This is a genomic window from Pseudomonas sp. Pseusp10, from assembly GCF_059492225.1.
On record NZ_CP168528.1, the window covers coordinates 938,763 to 957,687 of the forward strand.

Consider the following 18,925-nt stretch of genomic DNA (forward strand, 5'->3'; position numbering starts at 1 on the left):
AACGAACTCCTGAATTAGGCGACGCGCTTATCCTTGCGCGTGGCACCATTGCGCAGGGTCACTCGGGTGACCCTGCTGACGAATTGCGAAATACAGCGCTGGTGTGTCCTGCCCGCCACTGTTACCGACAGTGGAAATAGGTTCACCGGCTTTTACAACGTCACCCGCAGACTTGAGCAGCGTCTGGTTGTGACCGTACAGACTCAAGTACCCGTTGCCGTGGTCGAGAATCACCAGCAGCCCGGCGCCACGCAACCAGTCGGCGAACACCACGCGACCACCGTGCACGGCATGTACCGCACTGCCGGCAGACGCGCCGATCATCACGCCATCCCACTTGGTCCGGGCGTCGTCGCCACGGTTTTCACCGAAACGCGCCAACAATCGACCATCGACAGGCCAGGGAAGTTTGCCGCGGGTTGATACAAACGGACCGCCAAAGGTCTCGCCGGAGCTGGAAACCAGTGCGCCAGGTGTCGACTTGACTGGTTTGCGTGGGGCATCGTCGCTGGCATCTGCCAACGCCTGGGCCTCACGTAAACGCTTTTTTTCGGCTTCCTGCTGGGCAATCAGCGCTTTTTGCCGCGCTTCTTCTGCCTCACGGGCCTGGCGGGCCAGGGTTTCCTCAATGGTTTTAAGGACTTTAGACAGGTCTGCCTGATCCTGCTCGCGTGCCGCCAGCTTCTGATCGCGAGCCTTTACGTCGTCATTGAGTTTGGCAAGGACTTGCTGGCGCTCCTTGCGGACTTTCTCGAGCTCGTCACGCTGGGTGTCGAGGCTGCTTTGCTGCACCAGCAGTTGCGCCTGCTGCATGGCGATGTCTTTCTCGACATTGGACAGTTGGCGCAGGGTTTCGTTGAAATTCTTCAACTGCTCCAGGCGAGCCTGGCTCAGGTAGTCGTAATAGGTGAGGGTACGGGCGAATCTTTCCGGATTCTGCTGGTTGAGCAGCAGCTTGAGGTATTCCTGGCGACCGTTCTGGTAGGCCGCCCGGGCCTGCATGGCGATCAGTCGTTGCTGTTCAGTGCGCGCGCTCTGGAGTTTTTTTTTCTCCGCATCGAGCCGCTGCAGCTCGGCTTCGCTTTTCTTCAGCTCTTTCTGCAGGGCTTCGACCTGCTTCTCGAGCTTGCCCATTTCGGTTTCGGTGCTCTTGAGCTCTTTCTGCACACCGGATTTTTCTTCCTGCAGCTTGCCCAGCAGTTTCTTCAGCTCGGCAATGTCCTGACGCGTGGCGTCCAACTGTTGTTGGGTATCTGCGCGCTCGTCAGCAAAGGCCGGTTGGAGCAGGCAAGTCAGGGCTAGGGCTATCAGGACGCGAAGCATAGGGGCGGGCGGCACCAGGGAAAGGGACGGCCTAGTATGCCCGCCATGGGCGGCAAAAAAAATGCCCATTTCTGACTGTGTGATAACTGGAGCGAGCGGCAGACTGAATTCCATTTCGAAAACTCCATAAACCACTGTGGGAGCGGGCTTGCCCGCGATGGCGTCCGATCATTCAACATAGATGCTGGCTGTCAGATTGCTATCGCGAGCAAGCCCGCTCCCACAGGTTTTGTGGCGTTTTGGAAATCCGATCAGACCAGAATCGAAGTCCCGGTCATTTCCGCCGGTTGTTCCAGGCCCAGCAACTTCAGCATGGTTGGCGCCACGTCCGCCAGCACGCCACCTTCGCGGACTTTCAAGTCGCGCTTGCCGACATAGATGAACGGCACCGGCTCGGTGGTGTGCGCAGTGTGCGCCTGGCCAGTGGTTTCATCGGACATTTGCTCGACGTTGCCGTGGTCGGCGGTGATCAAGGCTTCGCCGCCGACTTTTTCCAGGGCATCGACGATGCGGCCCACGCACAGGTCCAGGCATTCAACCGCCTTGACCGCCGCTTCGAACACGCCGCTGTGACCGACCATGTCGCCGTTGGCGTAGTTGACCACGATCACGTCGTAACGCTGGTTTTCTATGGCGTCGACGATGCGGTCGGTAACTTCCGGTGCGCTCATTTCCGGCTGCAAGTCATAGGTAGCGACTTTCGGCGACGGAATCAGAATGCGTTCTTCGCCCGGGAACGGTTCTTCGCGACCGCCGGAGAAGAAAAAGGTCACGTGGGCATATTTTTCGGTTTCGGCAATACGCAGCTGGGTCTTGCCGTTTTTCGCCAGGTAGTCGCCCAGCACGTTTTCCAGGCTGCCGGCAGCGAAAGCCGACGGCGCAGGGATGCTGGCGGCGTATTGGGTCAGCATGACGAAACCGGCCAGTTTCGGCTGGCGGGCACGCTCGAACTCACTGAAGTTGTCTTCGACGAACACGCGGGTCAGCTCGCGGGCGCGGTCGGCGCGGAAGTTCATGAACACCACGGCATCGCCGTCTTCGACTTTTACCGGCTCACCGATGGAGGTGGCTTTGACGAATTCGTCGCTCTCGCCGCGCTCGTATGCCGCTTGCAGGCCTTCCTGAGCGGTGGCGGCGTTGAATTCGCCCTGGCCATCGACAATCAGGTTGTAGGCCTGGGACACGCGGTCCCAACGGTTGTCGCGGTCCATGGCGTAGTAACGGCCGATCAGGCTGGCGATCCGGCCTTTGCCCAGGGCCTGGAAGGTTGCATCGAGCAGTTCGATCGACGATTGCGCGCTTTTCGGCGGGGTATCGCGACCGTCGAGGAAAGCGTGCAGGTAGATGTTTTGAGCGCCGCGCTTGAACGCCAGCTCGGCCATGGCGACCAAGTGGTCCTGGTGGCTGTGCACGCCGCCATCGGACAGCAGGCCCATGAAATGCACGGCTTTGCCGGCGGCGACAGCTTTGTCCACGGCGGCGCAGATGGTCGGGTTCTCGAAGAACTCGCCGTCGCGGATCGATTTGGTGACGCGGGTGAAGTCCTGATACACCACGCGGCCGGCGCCCAGGTTCATGTGGCCGACTTCGGAGTTGCCCATCTGACCATCCGGCAGGCCAACGTCCATGCCGCTGCCCGAGATCAGGCCGTTCGGCACTGTGGCCCACAGGCGGTCCAGTACAGGCTTCTTCGCCGCGAAAATGGCGTTGGATTCGGGGTTGTCGCTGTGACCGAAGCCGTCGAGAATCATCAGGACCAAAGGTTTAGGCGTGGTAGTCATGGAATTCGCTCTGGCTTAAGTAAAAAGGGGCGATGGAAAAGGGAGTCGCAGTTTAAAGCGAAGTTCCGGCCACGTCACCGCCGGACGGGGTTTGGCCCACCATAGTGGCTGTGTATACTGGCCGACATTTTAACGCCCTGGAACCTCCTTCGATGGTTGCTCACCTGATTGAATTCGCCACTAACCACTACATTCTCGTCGGTATCTTCGTCGTACTGCTGGCGTTGCTGATTGCCTATCAAATGCAGGGCGGCGGCCGTAGCCTGAGCACCGGCGAACTGACCGGGCTGGTCAACAAGGACGCTGGCGTGGTGATCGACATTCGTCCGAGCAAGGATTTCGCCGCCGGTCACATTGTCGGTGCGGTGAACATTCCCCAGGACAAACTGGCTGCCCGCGTTGGCGAACTGGAAAAGCACAAGGCCAAGACCATCATCCTGGTCGACGCCATGGGCCAGACCGCCGGCACCCACGCCCGCGAATTGATGAAATCCGGCTTCACTGCCGCCAAGCTGTCCGGCGGTATCTCCAGCTGGAAAGCCGACAATCTGCCGCTGGTGAAGTGATATGAGTAGCGTCGTCGTCTATTCCAGCGATTACTGCCCTTACTGCTCGCGAGCCAAATACCTGCTCGAGAACAAAGGCGTGGCCTTCGAAGAGATCAAGGTCGATGGCAAGCCGCAGGTGCGCGCCGCGATGGCCCAGAAAGCCGGACGTACGTCCGTGCCGCAAATCTGGATCGGCAGCACCCACGTGGGCGGTTGTGATGACTTGTTCGCCCTGGAGCGCGCGGGCAAACTCGACGCGCTGCTCGAGGCCTGACGGTTATACCCCAAAAAAGCAAACCTAAAAGAACCCTGGATCAAGAAGGATCTGCGATGACTGACCAACAGAACACTGCTGCGAACGAAGAAGAAACTGCACCGCAATTCTCCTTGCAGCGCATTTATGTGCGTGACCTGTCCTTCGAAGCTCCGAAAAGCCCGGCGATCTTCCGCCAGCAGTGGGAGCCGAGCGTCGCCCTGGATCTGAACACCCGTCAAAAGACGCTGGAATCCGACTTCCACGAAGTCGTGCTGACTTTGTCGGTGACCGTGAAAAACGGTGACGAAGTGGCGTTCATCGCCGAAGTGCAACAGGCCGGGATCTTCCTGATCAAGAATCTGGATGACGCTTCGATGAGCCACACCCTGGGTGCGTTCTGCCCGAACATCCTGTTCCCGTACGCTCGCGAAACCCTGGACAGCCTGGTGACCCGCGGTTCGTTCCCGGCACTGATGCTGGCTCCGGTGAACTTCGATGCGCTGTACGCGCAAGAGCTGCAACGCATGCAGGCTGCCGGCGAGACTCCAACCGTTCAGTAAAAGCGTTTCAATATTGTGGGAGCGAGCTTGCTCGCGATGAGGTCACCAGTTTCAACATCAATGTTGACTGATGCACCGCCATCGCGAGCAAGCTCGCTCCCACATTTTTTTGGGTGTTATTTAAAGTCGTTTTGACGCCACGCTTCGTACACGGCCACTGCGACAGTGTTCGACAGGTTCAGGCTACGGCAGCCTTCGCGCATCGGCAGGCGCAGGCGTTGTTCGGCGGGCAGGGCATCAAGCACTTCGGCCGGCAGGCCACGGCTTTCCGGGCCGAACAGGAACGCGTCGCCCGGGGCGAAGCTGGCATCGTGGAACGGCCGCGAGCCTTTGGTGGTGAACGCGAACACCCGCGGGTGACCGAGGCTTTCCAGGCAGCTGGCCAGGTCCGCATGGCGTTGCAGAGTGGCATACTCGTGGTAGTCGAGACCGGCCCGGCGCAGGCGCTTGTCGTCCATCTCGAAGCCCAGCGGCTCGATCAAATGCAGGTGGCAGCCACTGTTGGCGCACAGCCTGATAACGTTGCCGGTATTCGGTGGAATTTCTGGTTGGAAAAGGATGACGTGAAACATGCACGGCTCCGAAGGTAAAGATGATGCGCATTCTACGCCGCCAGAAGGCGTGCGTTCGAAACTATTCCTGCGGGTAATGGGCTCGCTGGCGATTGTCGGGATGATGGTCGGGATGATGATCGGTCGCCTGACCGCGCCAGACCCCAGTCAGTTGCAGCAGGTTGAAGTGACAAGCGATGGACTGGTGGTGTGGTTCAACAACGAGCCCGAGACCCACGGCGAAATGGTGGACGGCAGTGTCGCGCTGCTGTTTGGCGCCGAGGGCAAGGCGCAGAAAGGCCAGCTAAAGCTCGGCGGCAAGGACGTGAACTGGCGGGTACGTTTGAGCGATGGGGGGTTGTTGCTGACACTGGTGGCGGCCCGGCCCCTGCAGGGCGAGTGGGCCGGTAGCGAGGTCGATGACCGCTGGCGGCTGGAGATCCATCTCCGGGAGCAATAAAAGAGGGAATCCCCGGCCTGCCTGTACCAAGGTTCCCGAAACGGGAGGCTCGTCGCGAGTGCGGTATGAGCCTGGTGTAAAGAAGGAACCCCTGACCTGCCTGTATCAAGGGCCCCAAAACGGTCGGGCTCGTCGCGGGTGCGGTGTGAGCCCTGTGTAAAGAGGGGAATCCCCGGCCTGCCTGTACCAAGGTCCCCGAAACCGGGTAGGTGAACTGATTCACTTGAAAGGGTTAATGCAGGGGGCGTGCCAGGTTTTCATATGTGGTAACAGAAAATTCTGAAGTAATACTCAAGGCCCCGTAATTCGGGGCTTTGGTGTTCTTTGGGGGTGAGCTTTGCGGCAGATGGAGGCGGTGTTTCGATTCAGCTTTCGTGCGCGATTGCGGTTCACGGTGCATTCAGTCGGTGCATTGATGGCTCTGAAAACATCGCGAGCAAGCTCGCTCCCACAGGGTTTGATGGTGTCTACACGATAGTGAAAACGCCGAAAAACCACTGTGGGAGCGAGCTTGCTCGCGATTGGGCCTAACGATCAGCGAATAACTACAGGCTGTTTAGCCCTCATCCCCCTCATCATCATCCCCGCCATCTACCTTCATCCCCAATTCCTTGATCTTGCGCGTCAGGGTGTTGCGCCCCCAGCCCAGCAACACGGCGGCATCGCGGCGGCGGCCGGCAGTGTGTTTGAGGGCGGTCTCGATCATGATCCGCTCGAAAGCCGGCACGGCGCTGTCAAGCAGACTCGACTGGCCGCGGGCCAGCGCCTGGTCGGCCCACTGACGCAGGGCTTGCTCCCAGTTGGTCACGGGTGCCGAATCCTGCGGCAGGCTCAGCAGCTCCGGTGGCAGGTCGCCGATGTGCACTTCGCGACCCGACGCCATCACCGTGATCCAGCGGCAGGTGTTCTCCAGCTGTCGCACATTGCCGGGCCACGGCAGGTTCTTCAGGTATTCCTCGGTTTCGCTTTTCAGCAGCTTCGGCTCGACGGCCAGTTCTTGCGCGGCGCGGCTGAGGAAATGCTTGGCCAGGGTCGGGATGTCTTCGCGACGGTCCGACAGGCGCGGGATGTGGATGCGGATCACATTCAGACGATGGAACAAGTCCTCACGGAACTTCCCGGCATGCACCAGGGTTTCCAGGTTCTGGTGGGTCGCAGCAATGATGCGCACATCGACCTTCACCGGCACATGACCGCCGACGCGGTAGAACTCGCCATCGGCCAGTACCCGCAGCAAACGGGTCTGGGTATCGGCCGGCATGTCGCCGATTTCATCGAGGAACAGCGTGCCGCCGTCGGCCTGTTCAAAACGCCCTCGACGCAGGTTGGCCGCGCCAGTGAACGCGCCTTTCTCGTGGCCGAACAGTTCGGACTCCATCAGGTCTTTTGGAATCGCCGCCATGTTCAGCGCGATGAACGGCGAAGCCGCCCGCGGGCTGTGACGGTGCAGGGCGTGGGCCACCAGTTCTTTACCGGTACCGGACTCGCCGTTGATCAGCACGGTGATGTTGGAGTGGCTCAGGCGGCCGATGGCGCGAAACACCTCCTGCATCGCCGGCGCTTCACCAATGATTTCCGGCGTGCGGGTCAGTGCCGGGGCGACTTCCAGGCCCTGTTGTTCCTGGGCGTGCTGGTTGGCGCGTTTGACCAGGGAGACCGCTTCGTCGACATCGAACGGCTTGGGCAGGTACTCGAAGGCGCCGCCCTGATAGGACGCGACAGCGCTGTCCAGATCGGAGTGAGCGGTCATGATGATGACCGGCAGTCGGGGGTGCTGCTCGCGAATCCGCGCCAGAAGGTCCAGGCCGCTGGCGCCGGGCATGCGGATGTCGGAAATGATCACATCCGGCTGCTGGCGCGCCAGGCGGCTCATCACGCCATCGGCGCTGTCGAAGCTTTGCGTGGTCATGCCTTCCTGCTGCAAGGCTTTTTCCAGGACCCAACGGATAGAACGGTCGTCATCGACGATCCACACGGTTTCACTACGGCTCATGTCGATGTGGCTCCTTGTTCCAGTGGCAGAAAGATCGAGAAAGTGGTGTGGCCGGGGTGGCTGTCACATTCGATCAGGCCCTGGTGCTGGCTGATGATGTTCTGGGTAATGGCCAGGCCCAGCCCGGTACCGTCCGGACGACCGCTGACCATGGGAAAGAAGATGGTTTCCTGAAGTTCCGCAGGAATGCCCGGGCCGTTGTCGATGATCTCGATCTTGGTCACCAGGCGATGGCGCACGTGGCCGATGGTGAACTGGCGCATGGTGCGGGTACGCAGGCTGATGCGCCCCAGGCGCAGCTCGTTCTGGCTGCTGATGGCCTGCATGGCGTTGCGCACGATGTTCAGGACCGCCTGAATCATTTGCTCGCGGTCGATCAGCACGTCCGGAATGCTTGGATCGTAGTCGCGCACCAAGGTGATGCAGCCCTGGCTTTCGGCCTCTACGAGGTGGCAGACGCGCTCCAGCACTTCGTGGACATTGCACTGGGCCAGTGACGGCAACTTGTTGGAGCCGAGCATGCGATCCACCAGGTTACGCAGGCGGTCGGCTTCTTCGATGATGACGTTGGTGTAGTCGCGCAGGCTTTCTTCCGGCAGTTCCCGGGCCAGCAATTGTGCCGCGCCGCGAATCCCGCCTAGCGGGTTCTTGATTTCATGGGCAAGGCCGCGCACCAGCATCTTGCTGGTCTCCTGCTTGGAAAGCTGTGCTTCTTCCTTGGTGATCCGTAGCAAGCGGTCGCGAGGGTGGACTTCAAGCAGCAGCATCGTGTCGCCGTTGCTCAGAATCGGCGTTACCGCGTAGTCGACGGTCAGGGTCTGGCCGGTGAGGGCGGTGAGCATGGCTTCGCGCTTGGTGAACGGGTGCGCTTGTTCGACGGCCTGGCGCAAGGAGTTCAACGCTTCGGTCGATTCGGTAAACAACTCACTGATGAACTGCCCGTGGCTGCGCTGACCGCTGATGGCCAGCAGCATCTCCGCCGCCGGGTTCATGTACTCGAGGCGCAGTTCGGCGTCGAGCAGGATGGTGGCGGTGGTGAGGTTGTCGAGTAGCAAACGGTGGAGTGCGTCGCTAATGGTCATCGGGACCTCTTTTAGAGCAGGGCATGCGCAAGAAAAAAGCGCTGGTACGGGCAAAATGCAAAAACCAAACCAAGGCTCCGAAAAGAAGCGTTCAGCGCCTGAAACAGGCGTTTGACGCTCGTTTGCGTGGCGTTCTGCCGGCTTTTTCGAGTACTTTCGAACCAAAATGGGTTGGAATGTGAGTACGGTGCAAGCAATTGCACCAATATAGTGCGCAAACCTGAACAAGGTTAGAAAAGTCGAAGGAAAGGATTTTTTTCTTCGGCGGGTTTGTCGCCGGGCGGGCATTCCGGCCGCTGGCCGTAGTCTTCGAGAGTGCAGGGTTTGATCTTGCGCTTCTGGGCGAGAGACGTGCGCTGCATGTGGAAGGGTTGGCTGGCGGTGCGTTCGACGATGCGCCCTTGTTTATCGAGGATTTCCACGGACAGGGTATGGCTGCCGCGATCGATGTTGCTCAACGGGAACACCGGACTCAGGCCAGGTTCGGCGGTGGGCTGGCCGTCGAGCAGCAATCGGTAGCGATGACCCCGTTGCAGGCCTGGTTCGCTGGTGACGCTGACGATGATTTCACCGGCGTTGCTGCGGATGGTCGCGTCGGGTTCCGGAACCAGGATGCGCACCAGGTCATAGTGGAACGGCGCTTTTACTTCGGGACTGTCTTCTGCACTCGACGGCGCTGCACTTGTGGGGTTGGCCGCCATTCGATTGCTCTTTACCAGTGGTACACGCGTGGCGTTGCCGGGTTTGGGTTGGTCGGTGAAAACCCGATTACCTTGGGGGTCAACGTAAGTAAAGACCTGCGCCGACGTGGGCAGCGCGATGAAGCAGGCGATCAGCAGCCAGGTCTTCAAGGCGTGTGTACTCGTTGCACGGTGAAAGTTGTGGTGGGGCTCTGCTGTACAACGTTTTCGCCATCGATTACTTGCACGGCGAGGCGGTGTTCGCCGCGATCGATGTTCATCAGTTGCAGGATAGGCACATTGCCTGGCTGGCCGTAGGGCTGACCGTCCAGCAGCAGGCGCAGCAGGTGGGCGCCTTGCAGGCGCGGCTTGATCAGTACCGTTACGGTGAACGTGCCGTTGTTGGCGCGCAAGGCTTCGGTGGTCGGCAGGCCTGTCAGCTCAAGCACTTCATAGGTCTTGTGGGGCTGTTCATTGCGCGCGGCTTCGGCAGCAGGTGCGGCGTCGCCGGGAGGCTGGTGTTCGACGCTGTTTAGGGGCGGCAAGTCGACCGGTTGGGCGCTGACGCCGTCAGGCGGTTGATTGCTGTACGCGGTGGCGCCGTTGGCGTCCGTGTATTTGTAGATCTGCGCCGTGGCGGGCAGAACAATCAGCAGCAGGATGAAGAGAAAACCACGACCCATGGAATCGACCGGAAACGAAAGCGTTGGGTTGCAGCATAGGTCAGGTGTGGCGGTTGTCCCAAGCAGCTAAACATATGGATATGGTTTGCGAGATGCTCCAAGCGTCACAAGTCCCTGTGGGAGCGGGCTTGCCCGCGAAGACGCCAGTACACTCAACATCTGTTTATCAGACAGACCGCTTTCGCGGGCAAGCCCGCTCCCACAGGGTTCTTCGCAGGCCGCTAAATCGCTGGCAATAAAAAAGGCCTCCCGAAGGAGGCCTCTTTTTGTCACGCCGCGTGCCGCAGCGCTACCGGATCAGCAGCTGTAGTACAGCTCGTATTCCAGTGGGTGTACGAAGGTACGTACCTTGATTTCTTCTTCGCTTTTCAGGGCGATGTAAGCGTCGATGAAGTCGTCGCTGAAAACGCCGCCTTTGGTCAGGAACGCACGACCTTTGTCCAGCTCTTCCAGGGCTTCTTTCAGGCTGCCGCAAACTTGTGGGATCTCTTTCGCCTCTTCAGGCGGCAGGTCGTACAGGTTTTTGTCAGCGGCGTCGCCAGGGTGGATCTTGTTCTGGATGCCGTCCAGGCCAGCCATCAGCAGTGCGGCGAAGCACAGGTACGGGTTGGCAGCCGGATCCGGGAAGCGTGCTTCGATACGGCGGGCTTTCGGGCTCGACACGTAAGGAATACGGATCGAAGCGGAGCGGTTGCGAGCCGAGTAGGCCAGCATCACTGGAGCTTCGAAGCCTGGAACCAGACGCTTGTAGGAGTTGGTCGCCGGGTTGGTGAAGCCGTTCAGGGCCTTACCGTGCTTGATGATGCCGCCGATGAAGTACAGAGCGGTATCGGACAGACCAGCATAGCCTTCGCCTGCGAAGGTGTTCTTGCCATCTTTCCAGATGGACATGTGTACGTGCATACCCGAGCCGTTGTCGCCGTACAGAGGCTTAGGCATGAAGGTCGCGGTGCGGCCGTAGGCATCGGCTACGTTGTGCACGACATACTTCAGGGTTTGGGTTTCGTCGGCTTTCTTCACCAGGGTGTTGAACTTGACGCCGATTTCGTTCTGGCCGGCAGTCGCCACTTCGTGGTGGTGAACTTCGACGGTCAGGCCCATTTCTTCCAGTGCGTTGCACATGGAGGTACGGATTTCGTGGTCGTGGTCGAACGGTGGAACCGGGAAGTAGCCGCCTTTGACGCCTGGGCGGTGGCCTTTGTTGCCGCCTTCGATGTCCTGGTCGGACATCCACGAACCTTGTTCAGAGTAGATCTTGAACATGGAGCCGGAAATGTCGGACTTGAACTTGACCTGGTCGAAGATGAAGAACTCTGGCTCTGGACCGGCGTACACAGTGTCACCGATAGCGGTGGCTTTCAGGTGCTCTTCGGCGCGCTTGGCGATCGCACGTGGGTCGCGATCGTAGCCTTGCATGCTCGAAGGCTCGATGATGTCGCAGACCAGGATCAGGGTCGGTTCTTCGGTGAACGGATCCAGAACAGCGGTGGAGTCGTCCGGCATCAGGATCATGTCGGAGGCTTCGATGCCTTTCCAGCCAGCGATGGAGGAACCGTCGAACATTTTGCCGACTTCGAAGAAGTCGTCATCCAGCGCATCGCGAGCCGGCATGGTCACGTGGTGCTGAGTGCCTTTGGTGTCCGTGAAGCGCAGATCAATCCACTTGACGTCATGATCTTTGATGAGTTGAACCGACTTCGACATAGTGTCCTCCGGGTGGCTTCGGGCTAGTAATGGATGCCCTTAAATGTGGGTGATGCCGGCGCGAATACTCTGCCAAGGCAACCTGCCTCACAAGGGAGCAAATTGCATGCCAGTGCCCCACCATGGGTTTTTTGCCCCAATTTCACGCCTGTCAGGCGGAAAAGTACCTTAAAGCGGAAAATCCCGCCCTACAATGTGGCGTTCATTTCAATAAATGACCTGTTTTGGTGCGTGCGAAACCTTCTGCACATTAACTGGTTAAACCTTGAGCAATTTCCGCTATAATCCGCGCCCCCCTTTTTCGGCAGGCCATGCGCGCGCTGTTTCCATGAAATTAATCGTAAAAGTCTTCCCCGAGATCACCATCAAGAGCCGCCCGGTACGGATGCGTTTCATCCGTCAATTGGCCAAGAACATCCGTGCCGTGCTCCGCGATCTGGACCCGGCCGTGGTGGTGAACGGCGTGTGGGACAACCTCGAGCTGGAAACCCGCGTCAGCGACCCCAAGGCCTTGAAGGAGATGGGCGAGCGCCTGAGCTGCATGCCGGGCATCGCGCATTTCCTGCAAATCGATGAATACCCGCTGGGCGATTTCGACGACATCGTTGAGAAGTGCAAGCAGCACTACGGTGATGCACTGGCCGGGAAGATTTTCTCGGTGCGTTGCAAACGCGCCGGCAAGCACCCATTCAGCTCGATAGATATTGAGAAATATGTCGGCAGCCAGTTGCGTCGTCAGTGCGGTGCCGCCGGGATCGACCTGAAAAAACCGGAAATCGAAGTCCGAATCGAAGTTCGCGACCAACGGTTGTTCGTGATCCACAGTCAGCACAACGGCATCGGCGGATATCCGCTGGGCGCCCTGGAACAGACGCTGGTGCTGATGTCCGGCGGCTTCGATTCCACCGTTGCGGCCTACCAGATCATGCGCCGCGGCCTGATGGCGCATTTCTGCTTCTTCAATCTGGGCGGACGTGCCCACGAACTGGGCGTCATGGAAGTCGCGCATTTCATCTGGAAGAAGTACGGCAGCTCCCAGCGCGTGCTATTTGTCAGTGTGCCGTTCGAGGAAGTGCTGGGCGAAATTCTCGGCAAAGTCGATAACAGTCATATGGGCGTAGTATTGAAGCGTATGATGTTGCGCGCTTCGTCCCGGATTGCCGATCGACTGCACATCGAGGCACTGGTCACCGGTGAGGCGATCTCCCAGGTGTCGAGCCAGACATTGCCGAACCTGAGCGTGATCGACTGCGTGACCGACAAACTGGTACTGCGTCCGCTGATCGCCAGTCACAAGCAGGACATCATCGACTTGGCCAACGAAATCGGCACCGCCGATTTCGCCCGGCACATGCCGGAGTACTGCGGGGTCATTTCGGTCAATCCGAAGACGGCCGCCAAGCGCTACCGTGTCGAGCACGAAGAGAAAGAATTCGATATGGCGGTGCTCGAGCGTGCGCTCGAAAACGCCAAGCTGGTGCCGATCGATCGCGTGATCGACGAATTGGGCCAGGACTTGCAGATTGAAGAAGTCAGCGAAGCGCTGGCCGGTCAGATCGTCATCGATATCCGTCACCCGGATGCCGCTGAAGACGACCCGCTGGACCTCGCTGGCATCGAGGTACAAACGATGCCGTTTTATGCACTGAACGCTCGTTTCAAGGAACTGGACCCTACTCGCCAGTACCTGCTGTATTGCGACAAAGGCGTGATGAGTCGCCTGCATGCCCACCATTTGCTCAGTGAGGGGCATGCCAATGTGCGCGTTTATCGACCGAGCTAAGTGCCCGGGGCTGTTTGCCTGTGGCCTGCGTCACCGGCCCCCCGACGCCACCGTCAAGCTGTAACGGCTTTCACGGACGCTACTGTTAATCGCTGCCAAGACTTGTCAGCACACCGAATCCTCTGATCGAGATACACAAGTGATCGAAAATCTACGCAACATCGCCATCATTGCCCACGTTGACCATGGTAAAACCACCCTGGTAGACAAACTCCTGCGTCAATCCGGCACCCTGGAGCGCAACGAGCTCAACGACGAGCGCGTGATGGACTCCAACGACCAGGAAAAAGAGCGCGGTATCACCATTCTGGCGAAAAACACCGCCATCAACTGGAACGGCTACCACATCAACATCGTGGACACCCCGGGCCACGCCGACTTCGGCGGTGAAGTTGAACGCGTAATGTCGATGGTCGACTCCGTTCTGCTGCTGGTTGACGCTCAAGACGGTCCTATGCCGCAAACCCGTTTCGTGACCAAGAAGGCTTTCGAAGCCGGCCTGCGTCCGATCGTGTGCATCAACAAGGTTGACCGTCCAGGCGCGCGTCCGGACTGGGTTCTGGACCAGATCTTCGACCTGTTCGACAACCTGGGTGCCACCGAAGAACAGCTGGACTTCAAAGTCGTCTACGCCTCGGCCCTGAACGGTATTGCCGGTCTGGACCACACCGAAATGGCTGAAGACATGACCCCGCTGTACCAGTCGATCGTCGACAACGTACCGGCGCCGGCTGTTGACCGTGAAGGTCCGTTCCAGATGCAGATCTCCGCACTGGACTACAACAGCTTCCTGGGTGTTATCGGCGTTGGCCGTATCGCTCGTGGTCGCGTCAAGCCGAACACCCCGGTTGTCGCTATCGGCGCCGACGGCAAGAAGCGTAACGGTCGTATCCTGAAGCTGATGGGTCACCACGGTCTGCACCGTGTAGACGTTGAAGAAGCTGCAGCAGGCGACATCGTCTGCATCAGCGGTATGGACTCGCTGTTCATCTCTGACACCCTGTGCCACCCGGACACCGTTGAAGCGATGAAGCCGTTGACCGTCGACGAGCCAACCGTTTCCATGACCTTCCAGGTAAACGACTCGCCATTCTGCGGTAAAGAAGGCAAGTTCGTGACTTCCCGTAACATCAAGGAACGTCTGGACAAAGAGCTGCTGTACAACGTTGCACTGCGCGTTGAAGAAGGCGACTCGGCTGACAAGTTCAAGGTTTCCGGCCGTGGCGAACTGCACCTCTCGGTACTGATCGAAACCATGCGTCGCGAAGGCTTCGAAATGGCTGTAGGCCGTCCGGAAGTGATCATCCGTCTGGTTGACGGCGTGAAGCACGAACCGTTCGAAAACGTCACCATCGACCTGCCGGAAGAATCCCAGGGCAAGGTGATGGAAGAGATGGGCCTGCGTAAGGGCGACCTGACCAACATGGTGCCGGATGGCAAGGGCCGTGTACGTCTGGAATACAACATCCCTGCTCGTGGTCTGATCGGTTTCCGTAACCAGTTCCTGACCCTGACCAACGGCGCTGGCATCCTGACCTCGATCTTCGACCGTTACGACGTGATGAAGTCCGGCGACATGTCCGGCCGTCAGAACGGCGTTCTGGTTTCGGTTGAAACCGGCAAGGCACTGACCTACTCCCTGGAAACCCTGCAGGCGCGTGGCAAGCTGTTCGTTGAACACGGTCAGGAAATCTACAACGGTCAGATCGTTGGTCTGAACAGCCGTGACAACGACCTGGGCGTTAACCCTACCAAGGGCAAGAAGCTCGACAACATGCGTGCTTCGGGTAAAGACGAAACCATCGCCCTGGTTCCACCTGTTCGCTTCACCCTGGAACAGGCTCTGGAATTCATCCAGGACGACGAGCTGTGTGAAGTGACTCCTAAGTCCATCCGTCTTCGCAAGAAGATCCTGGACGAAAGCGAGCGTACCCGCGCTGCCAAGAAAGCCAAGGCATAAGATTTAGCCTGGCTTAACGAAAACGCCCCCGGTCGAAAGGCCGGGGGCGTTTTTGTTTGTCTGGGGTTTGTGTGGTGTTTGTGCCGGCCTCATCGCGAGCAGGCTCGCTCCCACAGTGTTCGAGGTGAACCACAAATTGTGTGAACACCACAGAACCCCTGTGGGAGCGGGCTTGCTCCGGGCGGCGTTCCGACGAAGGCGGCCGATCAGCCGCCACTAGTTTCAGGAAAAATCAGAACCGCTCGATACTGCGCGAATTCCGCTCGCGCTCCACTTCTTTCGGTTTGTACGCGCAATACCCCGGCCGCGGGCCGATTTTCGGGTGGTTACGGCAAGTATCCGGGCGCTTTTCATAAATAGTGCACAGACGGCTCTTACGATCCAGGTACAGGCAATCGTTGTTGCTCATGCGCTGGAGTGTGAAGATCTCCGACTTCTGGTTGTAACGCTCGACGATCCCTTCCTTTTGCAGGCGCTTGGCGATGTTCTTCGGCGGATCACCGCGCTCGAACTCGTCGACGATGCCGATGCGGATCAAATCCTTGATCTTGACCTCGACGGGCAGGGTGCAGCAGCTGGACATGCACGAGCCGCACATCGGGGCAGAGTACTTGGCCCAGGTATCGAGGCGGTCGATCTCTGCGGCGGCGATCAGGTTCGGCTTCATCATCGGTTGTTACCAGCGTGTGCATCAGGGCGCGCGATCATACCGGGACTGGTGGATTTTTGAACAACCTTTCGCCAGATTTTTTCGCAGGCGGCGCAAACAACCGGAAAATAGGCACGGGCCCTGCATTGATTCAGGCACAAGACAACGCAATGTCGATCCAGCTCGTATTCAAAGGAAAAACTGCCGAACCAGAGCCTCTACCGCCTGTCAGACCGTCTAGGCTCAGACAACTCCAAGCTCGCTCGAGGTCCTATCGATGACTCAAGAACCACTTGTTCGCGAAGCTGAGGTGGCCGCATTCCGCGACGCCGTCTTGACCAAACTCACCTATGCAGTGGGTAAAGACCCGGATCACGCCTTCGACCACGACTGGTTCGAAGCCATTGCCCTGGCCGCGCGGGACCACATGGTCGAGCACTGGATGGACCACACGCGGCAGATCTACCGTAAAGGTCAGAAGCGCGTTTACTACCTCTCCCTGGAATTTCTCATCGGTCGGCTGCTCTTTGACAGTCTGAGCAACCTCGGCCTGCTCGACGTGGCTCGCGAGGCCTTGACCGAACTCGGCGTCGACCTTGAGCGCATCCGCATGCTGGAGCCCGATGCGGCCTTGGGCAACGGCGGCCTCGGGCGACTGGCGGCGTGTTTCCTGGAAAGCATGTCGACCCTCGGCATCGCGGGTCACGGCTACGGCATCCGCTATGAGCACGGGTTGTTCCGCCAGGCGATTGTCGATGGCTGGCAGCAGGAGCAGACCGAACACTGGCTGGATTTCGGCAACCCCTGGGAATTCGAGCGGCCTGAAGTGGTTTATCCGATCGGTTTTGGCGGCAGCGTCGAAACCGTGACCGATGAAAGCGGCAAGTCCAGGCAAGTCTGGCACCCGGCGGAAACCGTGCGGGCCATTGCCTACGACACGCCGGTGGTCGGCTGGCGCGGGGCGAGCGTCAACACGCTGCGCCTGTGGCGCGCCCGGGCCATGGAAGATCTGCATCTGGAGCGTTTCAATGCCGGCGACCACCTGGGCGCCGTGGCCGAAGTAGCCCGGGCCGAAAGTATCTCCCGGGTGCTGTACCCGGCGGACAGCACCGAGGCCGGCCAGGAATTGCGCCTGCGCCAGGAGTATTTCTTCGTCGCCGCTTCATTGCAGGATCTGCTGCGCCGCCATCGCAACATGCACACCTCGGTGCTGACCTTGGGCGATCACGCTTCGATCCAGCTCAACGACACTCATCCCTCGATTGCCGTGGCTGAACTGATGCGACAACTGGTCGACGTGTATGACGTGGCGTGGGATGCGGCGTGGCAGGTCACCGTCGATACGCTGTCCTACACCAACCACACCTTGCTGCCCGAAGCGCTGGAAACCTGGCCGGTCGGCTTGATGGAACGCATGCTGCCGCGGCACATGCAGATCATTTACCTGATCAACGCCCAGCACATCGACTCCCTGCGGGCCAAAGGCATTCACGACTTCGACGTGTTGCGCGCGGTGTCGCTCATCGAGGAAGACAACGGTCGTCGGGTGCGCATGGGCAACCTGGCGTTTCTCGGTTCCCACAGCATTAACGGTGTGTCCGGGCTGCACACGCAACTGATGCGCCAAACTGTGTTCTCCGAACTGCACAAGCTCTACCCGGAGCGGATCAACAACAAGACCAACGGCATTACCTTCCGCCGCTGGCTGTACCAGGCCAACCCCGAGCTGACCTCGATGCTGGTTGATGCCCTGGGCTCTGCGGTGCTGGACAACCCGGAAGAGCGGCTGCTCGCCCTCGAACCGTTCGCCGAGAAAAGCGCGTTTCGCAAGGCGTTTGCCGAACAACGCCTGCACAGCAAGAAGGCCCTGGCGTATCTGATTCATGAGCGTTTGGGCGTCGCGGTCAATCCGGCGGCGATGTTTGACGTGCAGGTCAAGCGAATCCACGAATACAAACGCCAGTTGCTCAACCTGATGCACACGGTTGCGTTGTACCAGGCGATCCGCGCGGAACCTGAAATCGATTGGGTGCCACGAGTGAAAATTTTCGCCGGCAAGGCGGCCGCGAGTTATCACCAGGCCAAACTGATCATCAAGCTGACCAACGATATCGCCCGGGTGGTGAACAACGACCCGACCGTGCGCGGCTTGCTCAAAGTGGTATTCCTGCCCAATTACAACGTCAGTCTGGCGGAGAGCATCATTCCGGCGGCGGATTTGTCCGAGCAGATCTCCACCGCCGGTTTCGAAGCGTCAGGCACCAGCAACATGAAATTCGGCCTGAACGGCGCGCTGACCATCGGCACCCTGGACGGGGCCAACGTGGAAATGTGCGAGCGCATCGGCGCCGCGCACATGTTCATCTTCGGCCTCAGCGCGCAGCAGGTGGAGGCGCGCAAGCAGAACCATGAGTTCAGTGCCGTACCGGACATCGCCGCGTCCCATCGCCTGAACGATGTGCTGCAAGCGATTCGTGGCGGGGTGTTCTCGCCGGATGATCCATCCCGTTACACCGGATTGATCGATTCGCTGGTGGACTACGACCGCTTCCTGGTCTGCGCCGACTTCGATTCCTACTGGAGCGCGCAGATGCGCGTCGAAGACCATTGGCACGATTCGAAAGAGTGGTGGCGTTCAGCGGTGTTGAACACGGCGCGGATGGGCTGGTTCTCGTCGGACCGGACCATTCGCGAGTACGCCACGGAAATCTGGAAGGCACTGGAGTAGTTTTCGGCCAGAACTGCGAGCAAGGCCCGGTTGTTGCCGGGCCGGATCGATATACTGGGCGCCGGATTGCCGAGCGGCAGGGTTGATCAGATTCTGAACACACCACCATCCCTTGTAGGAGCGAGCTTGCTCGCGATGAGGCCATAACATTCAGTATTGATGTTGAATGTCAGTGCGCTATCGC

Annotated in this window: 17 protein-coding genes; 8 read left to right on the top strand and 9 right to left on the bottom strand. The window is 59.3% G+C overall.

Annotation, left to right across the window (positions count from 1 at the left end; translation table 11 throughout):
- Positions 1-27: 27 nt before the first annotated feature.
- Positions 28-1,323 carry a murein hydrolase activator EnvC family protein gene (locus tag ACEN8Z_RS04255; protein ID WP_495596878.1) on the bottom strand — a complete coding sequence of 432 codons (1,296 nt, stop codon included), beginning with the start codon at positions 1,321-1,323 and terminating at the stop codon, positions 28-30.
- A 251-nt stretch (positions 1,324-1,574) separates the two neighbouring features.
- Positions 1,575-3,104, bottom strand: coding sequence for a 2,3-bisphosphoglycerate-independent phosphoglycerate mutase (gpmI, locus tag ACEN8Z_RS04260; RefSeq protein ID WP_015093081.1), 1,530 nt, complete (start codon positions 3,102-3,104; stop codon positions 1,575-1,577).
- A gap of 152 nt (positions 3,105-3,256) precedes the next feature.
- Between gpmI and ACEN8Z_RS04265 the strand changes: the two genes are divergently transcribed.
- Genes ACEN8Z_RS04265 through secB form a run of 3 tightly spaced genes read left to right on the top strand, consistent with a single transcriptional unit; the run spans position 3,257 to position 4,468 of the window.
- Positions 3,257-3,670, top strand: a complete 414-nt coding sequence (locus ACEN8Z_RS04265; protein ID WP_008002917.1) for a rhodanese-like domain-containing protein — start codon at positions 3,257-3,259, stop codon at positions 3,668-3,670.
- 1 nt (position 3,671) lies between these two features.
- Positions 3,672-3,926: a glutaredoxin 3 gene (gene grxC, locus ACEN8Z_RS04270; RefSeq protein ID WP_007989217.1), complete on the top strand. Its 255-nt coding sequence runs from the start codon at positions 3,672-3,674 to the stop codon at positions 3,924-3,926.
- Between the two features lie 56 nt (positions 3,927-3,982).
- Entirely contained in the window at positions 3,983-4,468 is a 486-nt protein-coding gene (gene secB, locus ACEN8Z_RS04275; protein ID WP_007972740.1) for a protein-export chaperone SecB, read from the top strand.
- A 116-nt stretch (positions 4,469-4,584) separates the two neighbouring features.
- Here secB and trmL read toward each other — a convergent pair whose 3' ends face one another.
- Positions 4,585-5,040, bottom strand: a complete 456-nt coding sequence (trmL, locus tag ACEN8Z_RS04280) for a tRNA (uridine(34)/cytosine(34)/5-carboxymethylaminomethyluridine(34)-2'-O)-methyltransferase TrmL (protein WP_495596879.1) — start codon at positions 5,038-5,040, stop codon at positions 4,585-4,587.
- On the opposite strand from trmL, the gene ACEN8Z_RS04285 reads away from it, so the two are divergent.
- Complete coding sequence (locus ACEN8Z_RS04285; RefSeq protein ID WP_033052685.1) at positions 5,039-5,479, top strand: hypothetical protein; 441 nt, start codon at positions 5,039-5,041, stop codon at positions 5,477-5,479. The genes trmL and ACEN8Z_RS04285 overlap by 2 nt on opposite strands.
- 556 nt (positions 5,480-6,035) lie before the next feature.
- Here the strand turns inward: ACEN8Z_RS04285 and ntrC are convergent.
- The gene (gene ntrC, locus ACEN8Z_RS04290) at positions 6,036-7,472 is read right to left on the bottom strand and encodes a nitrogen regulation protein NR(I) (protein ID WP_008002922.1); all 1,437 of its coding nucleotides are present in this window, start codon (positions 7,470-7,472) and stop codon (positions 6,036-6,038) included.
- Positions 7,469-8,554 (bottom strand): nitrogen regulation protein NR(II), encoded by a 1,086-nt coding sequence (glnL, locus tag ACEN8Z_RS04295; RefSeq protein ID WP_008002923.1) that lies wholly within the window; start codon positions 8,552-8,554, stop codon positions 7,469-7,471. The genes ntrC and glnL overlap by 4 nt, the downstream gene beginning before the upstream one ends.
- 23 nt (positions 8,555-8,577) lie before the next feature.
- Between glnL and ACEN8Z_RS04300 the strand changes: the two genes are divergently transcribed.
- Positions 8,578-8,736, top strand: coding sequence for a hypothetical protein (locus ACEN8Z_RS04300; protein WP_495596880.1), 159 nt, complete (start codon positions 8,578-8,580; stop codon positions 8,734-8,736).
- Positions 8,737-8,784: 48 nt separating this feature from the next.
- Here ACEN8Z_RS04300 and ACEN8Z_RS04305 read toward each other — a convergent pair whose 3' ends face one another.
- The 3 genes from ACEN8Z_RS04305 to glnA form a co-directional block, all read right to left on the bottom strand.
- Positions 8,785-9,405 (bottom strand): DUF4124 domain-containing protein, encoded by a 621-nt coding sequence (locus ACEN8Z_RS04305; RefSeq protein WP_495596881.1) that lies wholly within the window; start codon positions 9,403-9,405, stop codon positions 8,785-8,787.
- A complete protein-coding gene (locus ACEN8Z_RS04310; RefSeq protein ID WP_495596882.1) occupies positions 9,402-9,917 on the bottom strand; it encodes a DUF4124 domain-containing protein in 516 nt (171 codons plus the stop codon). The genes ACEN8Z_RS04305 and ACEN8Z_RS04310 overlap by 4 nt, the downstream gene beginning before the upstream one ends.
- A 297-nt stretch (positions 9,918-10,214) precedes the next feature.
- Entirely contained in the window at positions 10,215-11,621 is a 1,407-nt protein-coding gene (glnA, locus tag ACEN8Z_RS04315) for a type I glutamate--ammonia ligase (protein WP_008002929.1), read from the bottom strand.
- 328 nt (positions 11,622-11,949) lie between these two features.
- On the opposite strand from glnA, the gene thiI reads away from it, so the two are divergent.
- Together thiI and typA are read left to right on the top strand one after the other, a co-directional pair.
- Positions 11,950-13,404, top strand: coding sequence for a tRNA uracil 4-sulfurtransferase ThiI (gene thiI, locus ACEN8Z_RS04320; protein ID WP_008002931.1), 1,455 nt, complete (start codon positions 11,950-11,952; stop codon positions 13,402-13,404).
- 139 nt (positions 13,405-13,543) lie between these two features.
- On the top strand, positions 13,544-15,364 hold the full coding sequence (gene typA / locus ACEN8Z_RS04325) for a translational GTPase TypA (RefSeq protein WP_007989225.1): 1,821 nt from the start codon (positions 13,544-13,546) through the stop codon (positions 15,362-15,364).
- Positions 15,365-15,596: 232 nt separating this feature from the next.
- On the opposite strand, the gene ACEN8Z_RS04330 is transcribed toward typA, so the two are convergent.
- Positions 15,597-16,034, bottom strand: coding sequence for a YkgJ family cysteine cluster protein (locus ACEN8Z_RS04330; RefSeq protein ID WP_007989226.1), 438 nt, complete (start codon positions 16,032-16,034; stop codon positions 15,597-15,599).
- Positions 16,035-16,290: 256 nt separating this feature from the next.
- Here ACEN8Z_RS04330 and ACEN8Z_RS04335 point away from each other — a divergent pair, with 256 nt between their 5' ends.
- Positions 16,291-18,741, top strand: a complete 2,451-nt coding sequence (locus ACEN8Z_RS04335; RefSeq protein WP_495596883.1) for a glycogen/starch/alpha-glucan phosphorylase — start codon at positions 16,291-16,293, stop codon at positions 18,739-18,741.
- Positions 18,742-18,925: the final 184 nt, after the last annotated feature.

Excerpts from the sequence above, each read along its gene's own strand:
- ACEN8Z_RS04255 (WP_495596878.1), bottom strand. The coding sequence starts at position 1,323 with ATGCTTCGCGTCCTGATAGCCCTAGCCCTGACTTGCCTGCTCCAACCG.
- gpmI (WP_015093081.1), bottom strand. The coding sequence starts at position 3,104 with ATGACTACCACGCCTAAACCTTTGGTCCTGATGATTCTCGACGGCTTC.
- ACEN8Z_RS04265 (WP_008002917.1), top strand. The coding sequence starts at position 3,257 with ATGGTTGCTCACCTGATTGAATTCGCCACTAACCACTACATTCTCGTC.
- grxC (WP_007989217.1), top strand. The coding sequence starts at position 3,672 with ATGAGTAGCGTCGTCGTCTATTCCAGCGATTACTGCCCTTACTGCTCG.
- secB (WP_007972740.1), top strand. The coding sequence starts at position 3,983 with ATGACTGACCAACAGAACACTGCTGCGAACGAAGAAGAAACTGCACCG.
- ACEN8Z_RS04285 (WP_033052685.1), top strand. The coding sequence starts at position 5,039 with ATGCACGGCTCCGAAGGTAAAGATGATGCGCATTCTACGCCGCCAGAA.
- trmL (WP_495596879.1), bottom strand. The coding sequence starts at position 5,040 with ATGTTTCACGTCATCCTTTTCCAACCAGAAATTCCACCGAATACCGGC.
- ntrC (WP_008002922.1), bottom strand. The coding sequence starts at position 7,472 with ATGAGCCGTAGTGAAACCGTGTGGATCGTCGATGACGACCGTTCTATC.
- glnL (WP_008002923.1), bottom strand. The coding sequence starts at position 8,554 with ATGACCATTAGCGACGCACTCCACCGTTTGCTACTCGACAACCTCACC.
- ACEN8Z_RS04300 (WP_495596880.1), top strand. The coding sequence starts at position 8,578 with ATGCGCAAGAAAAAAGCGCTGGTACGGGCAAAATGCAAAAACCAAACC.
- ACEN8Z_RS04310 (WP_495596882.1), bottom strand. The coding sequence starts at position 9,917 with ATGGGTCGTGGTTTTCTCTTCATCCTGCTGCTGATTGTTCTGCCCGCC.
- glnA (WP_008002929.1), bottom strand. The coding sequence starts at position 11,621 with ATGTCGAAGTCGGTTCAACTCATCAAAGATCATGACGTCAAGTGGATT.
- thiI (WP_008002931.1), top strand. The coding sequence starts at position 11,950 with ATGAAATTAATCGTAAAAGTCTTCCCCGAGATCACCATCAAGAGCCGC.
- ACEN8Z_RS04330 (WP_007989226.1), bottom strand. The coding sequence starts at position 16,034 with ATGATGAAGCCGAACCTGATCGCCGCCGCAGAGATCGACCGCCTCGAT.
- ACEN8Z_RS04335 (WP_495596883.1), top strand. The coding sequence starts at position 16,291 with ATGACTCAAGAACCACTTGTTCGCGAAGCTGAGGTGGCCGCATTCCGC.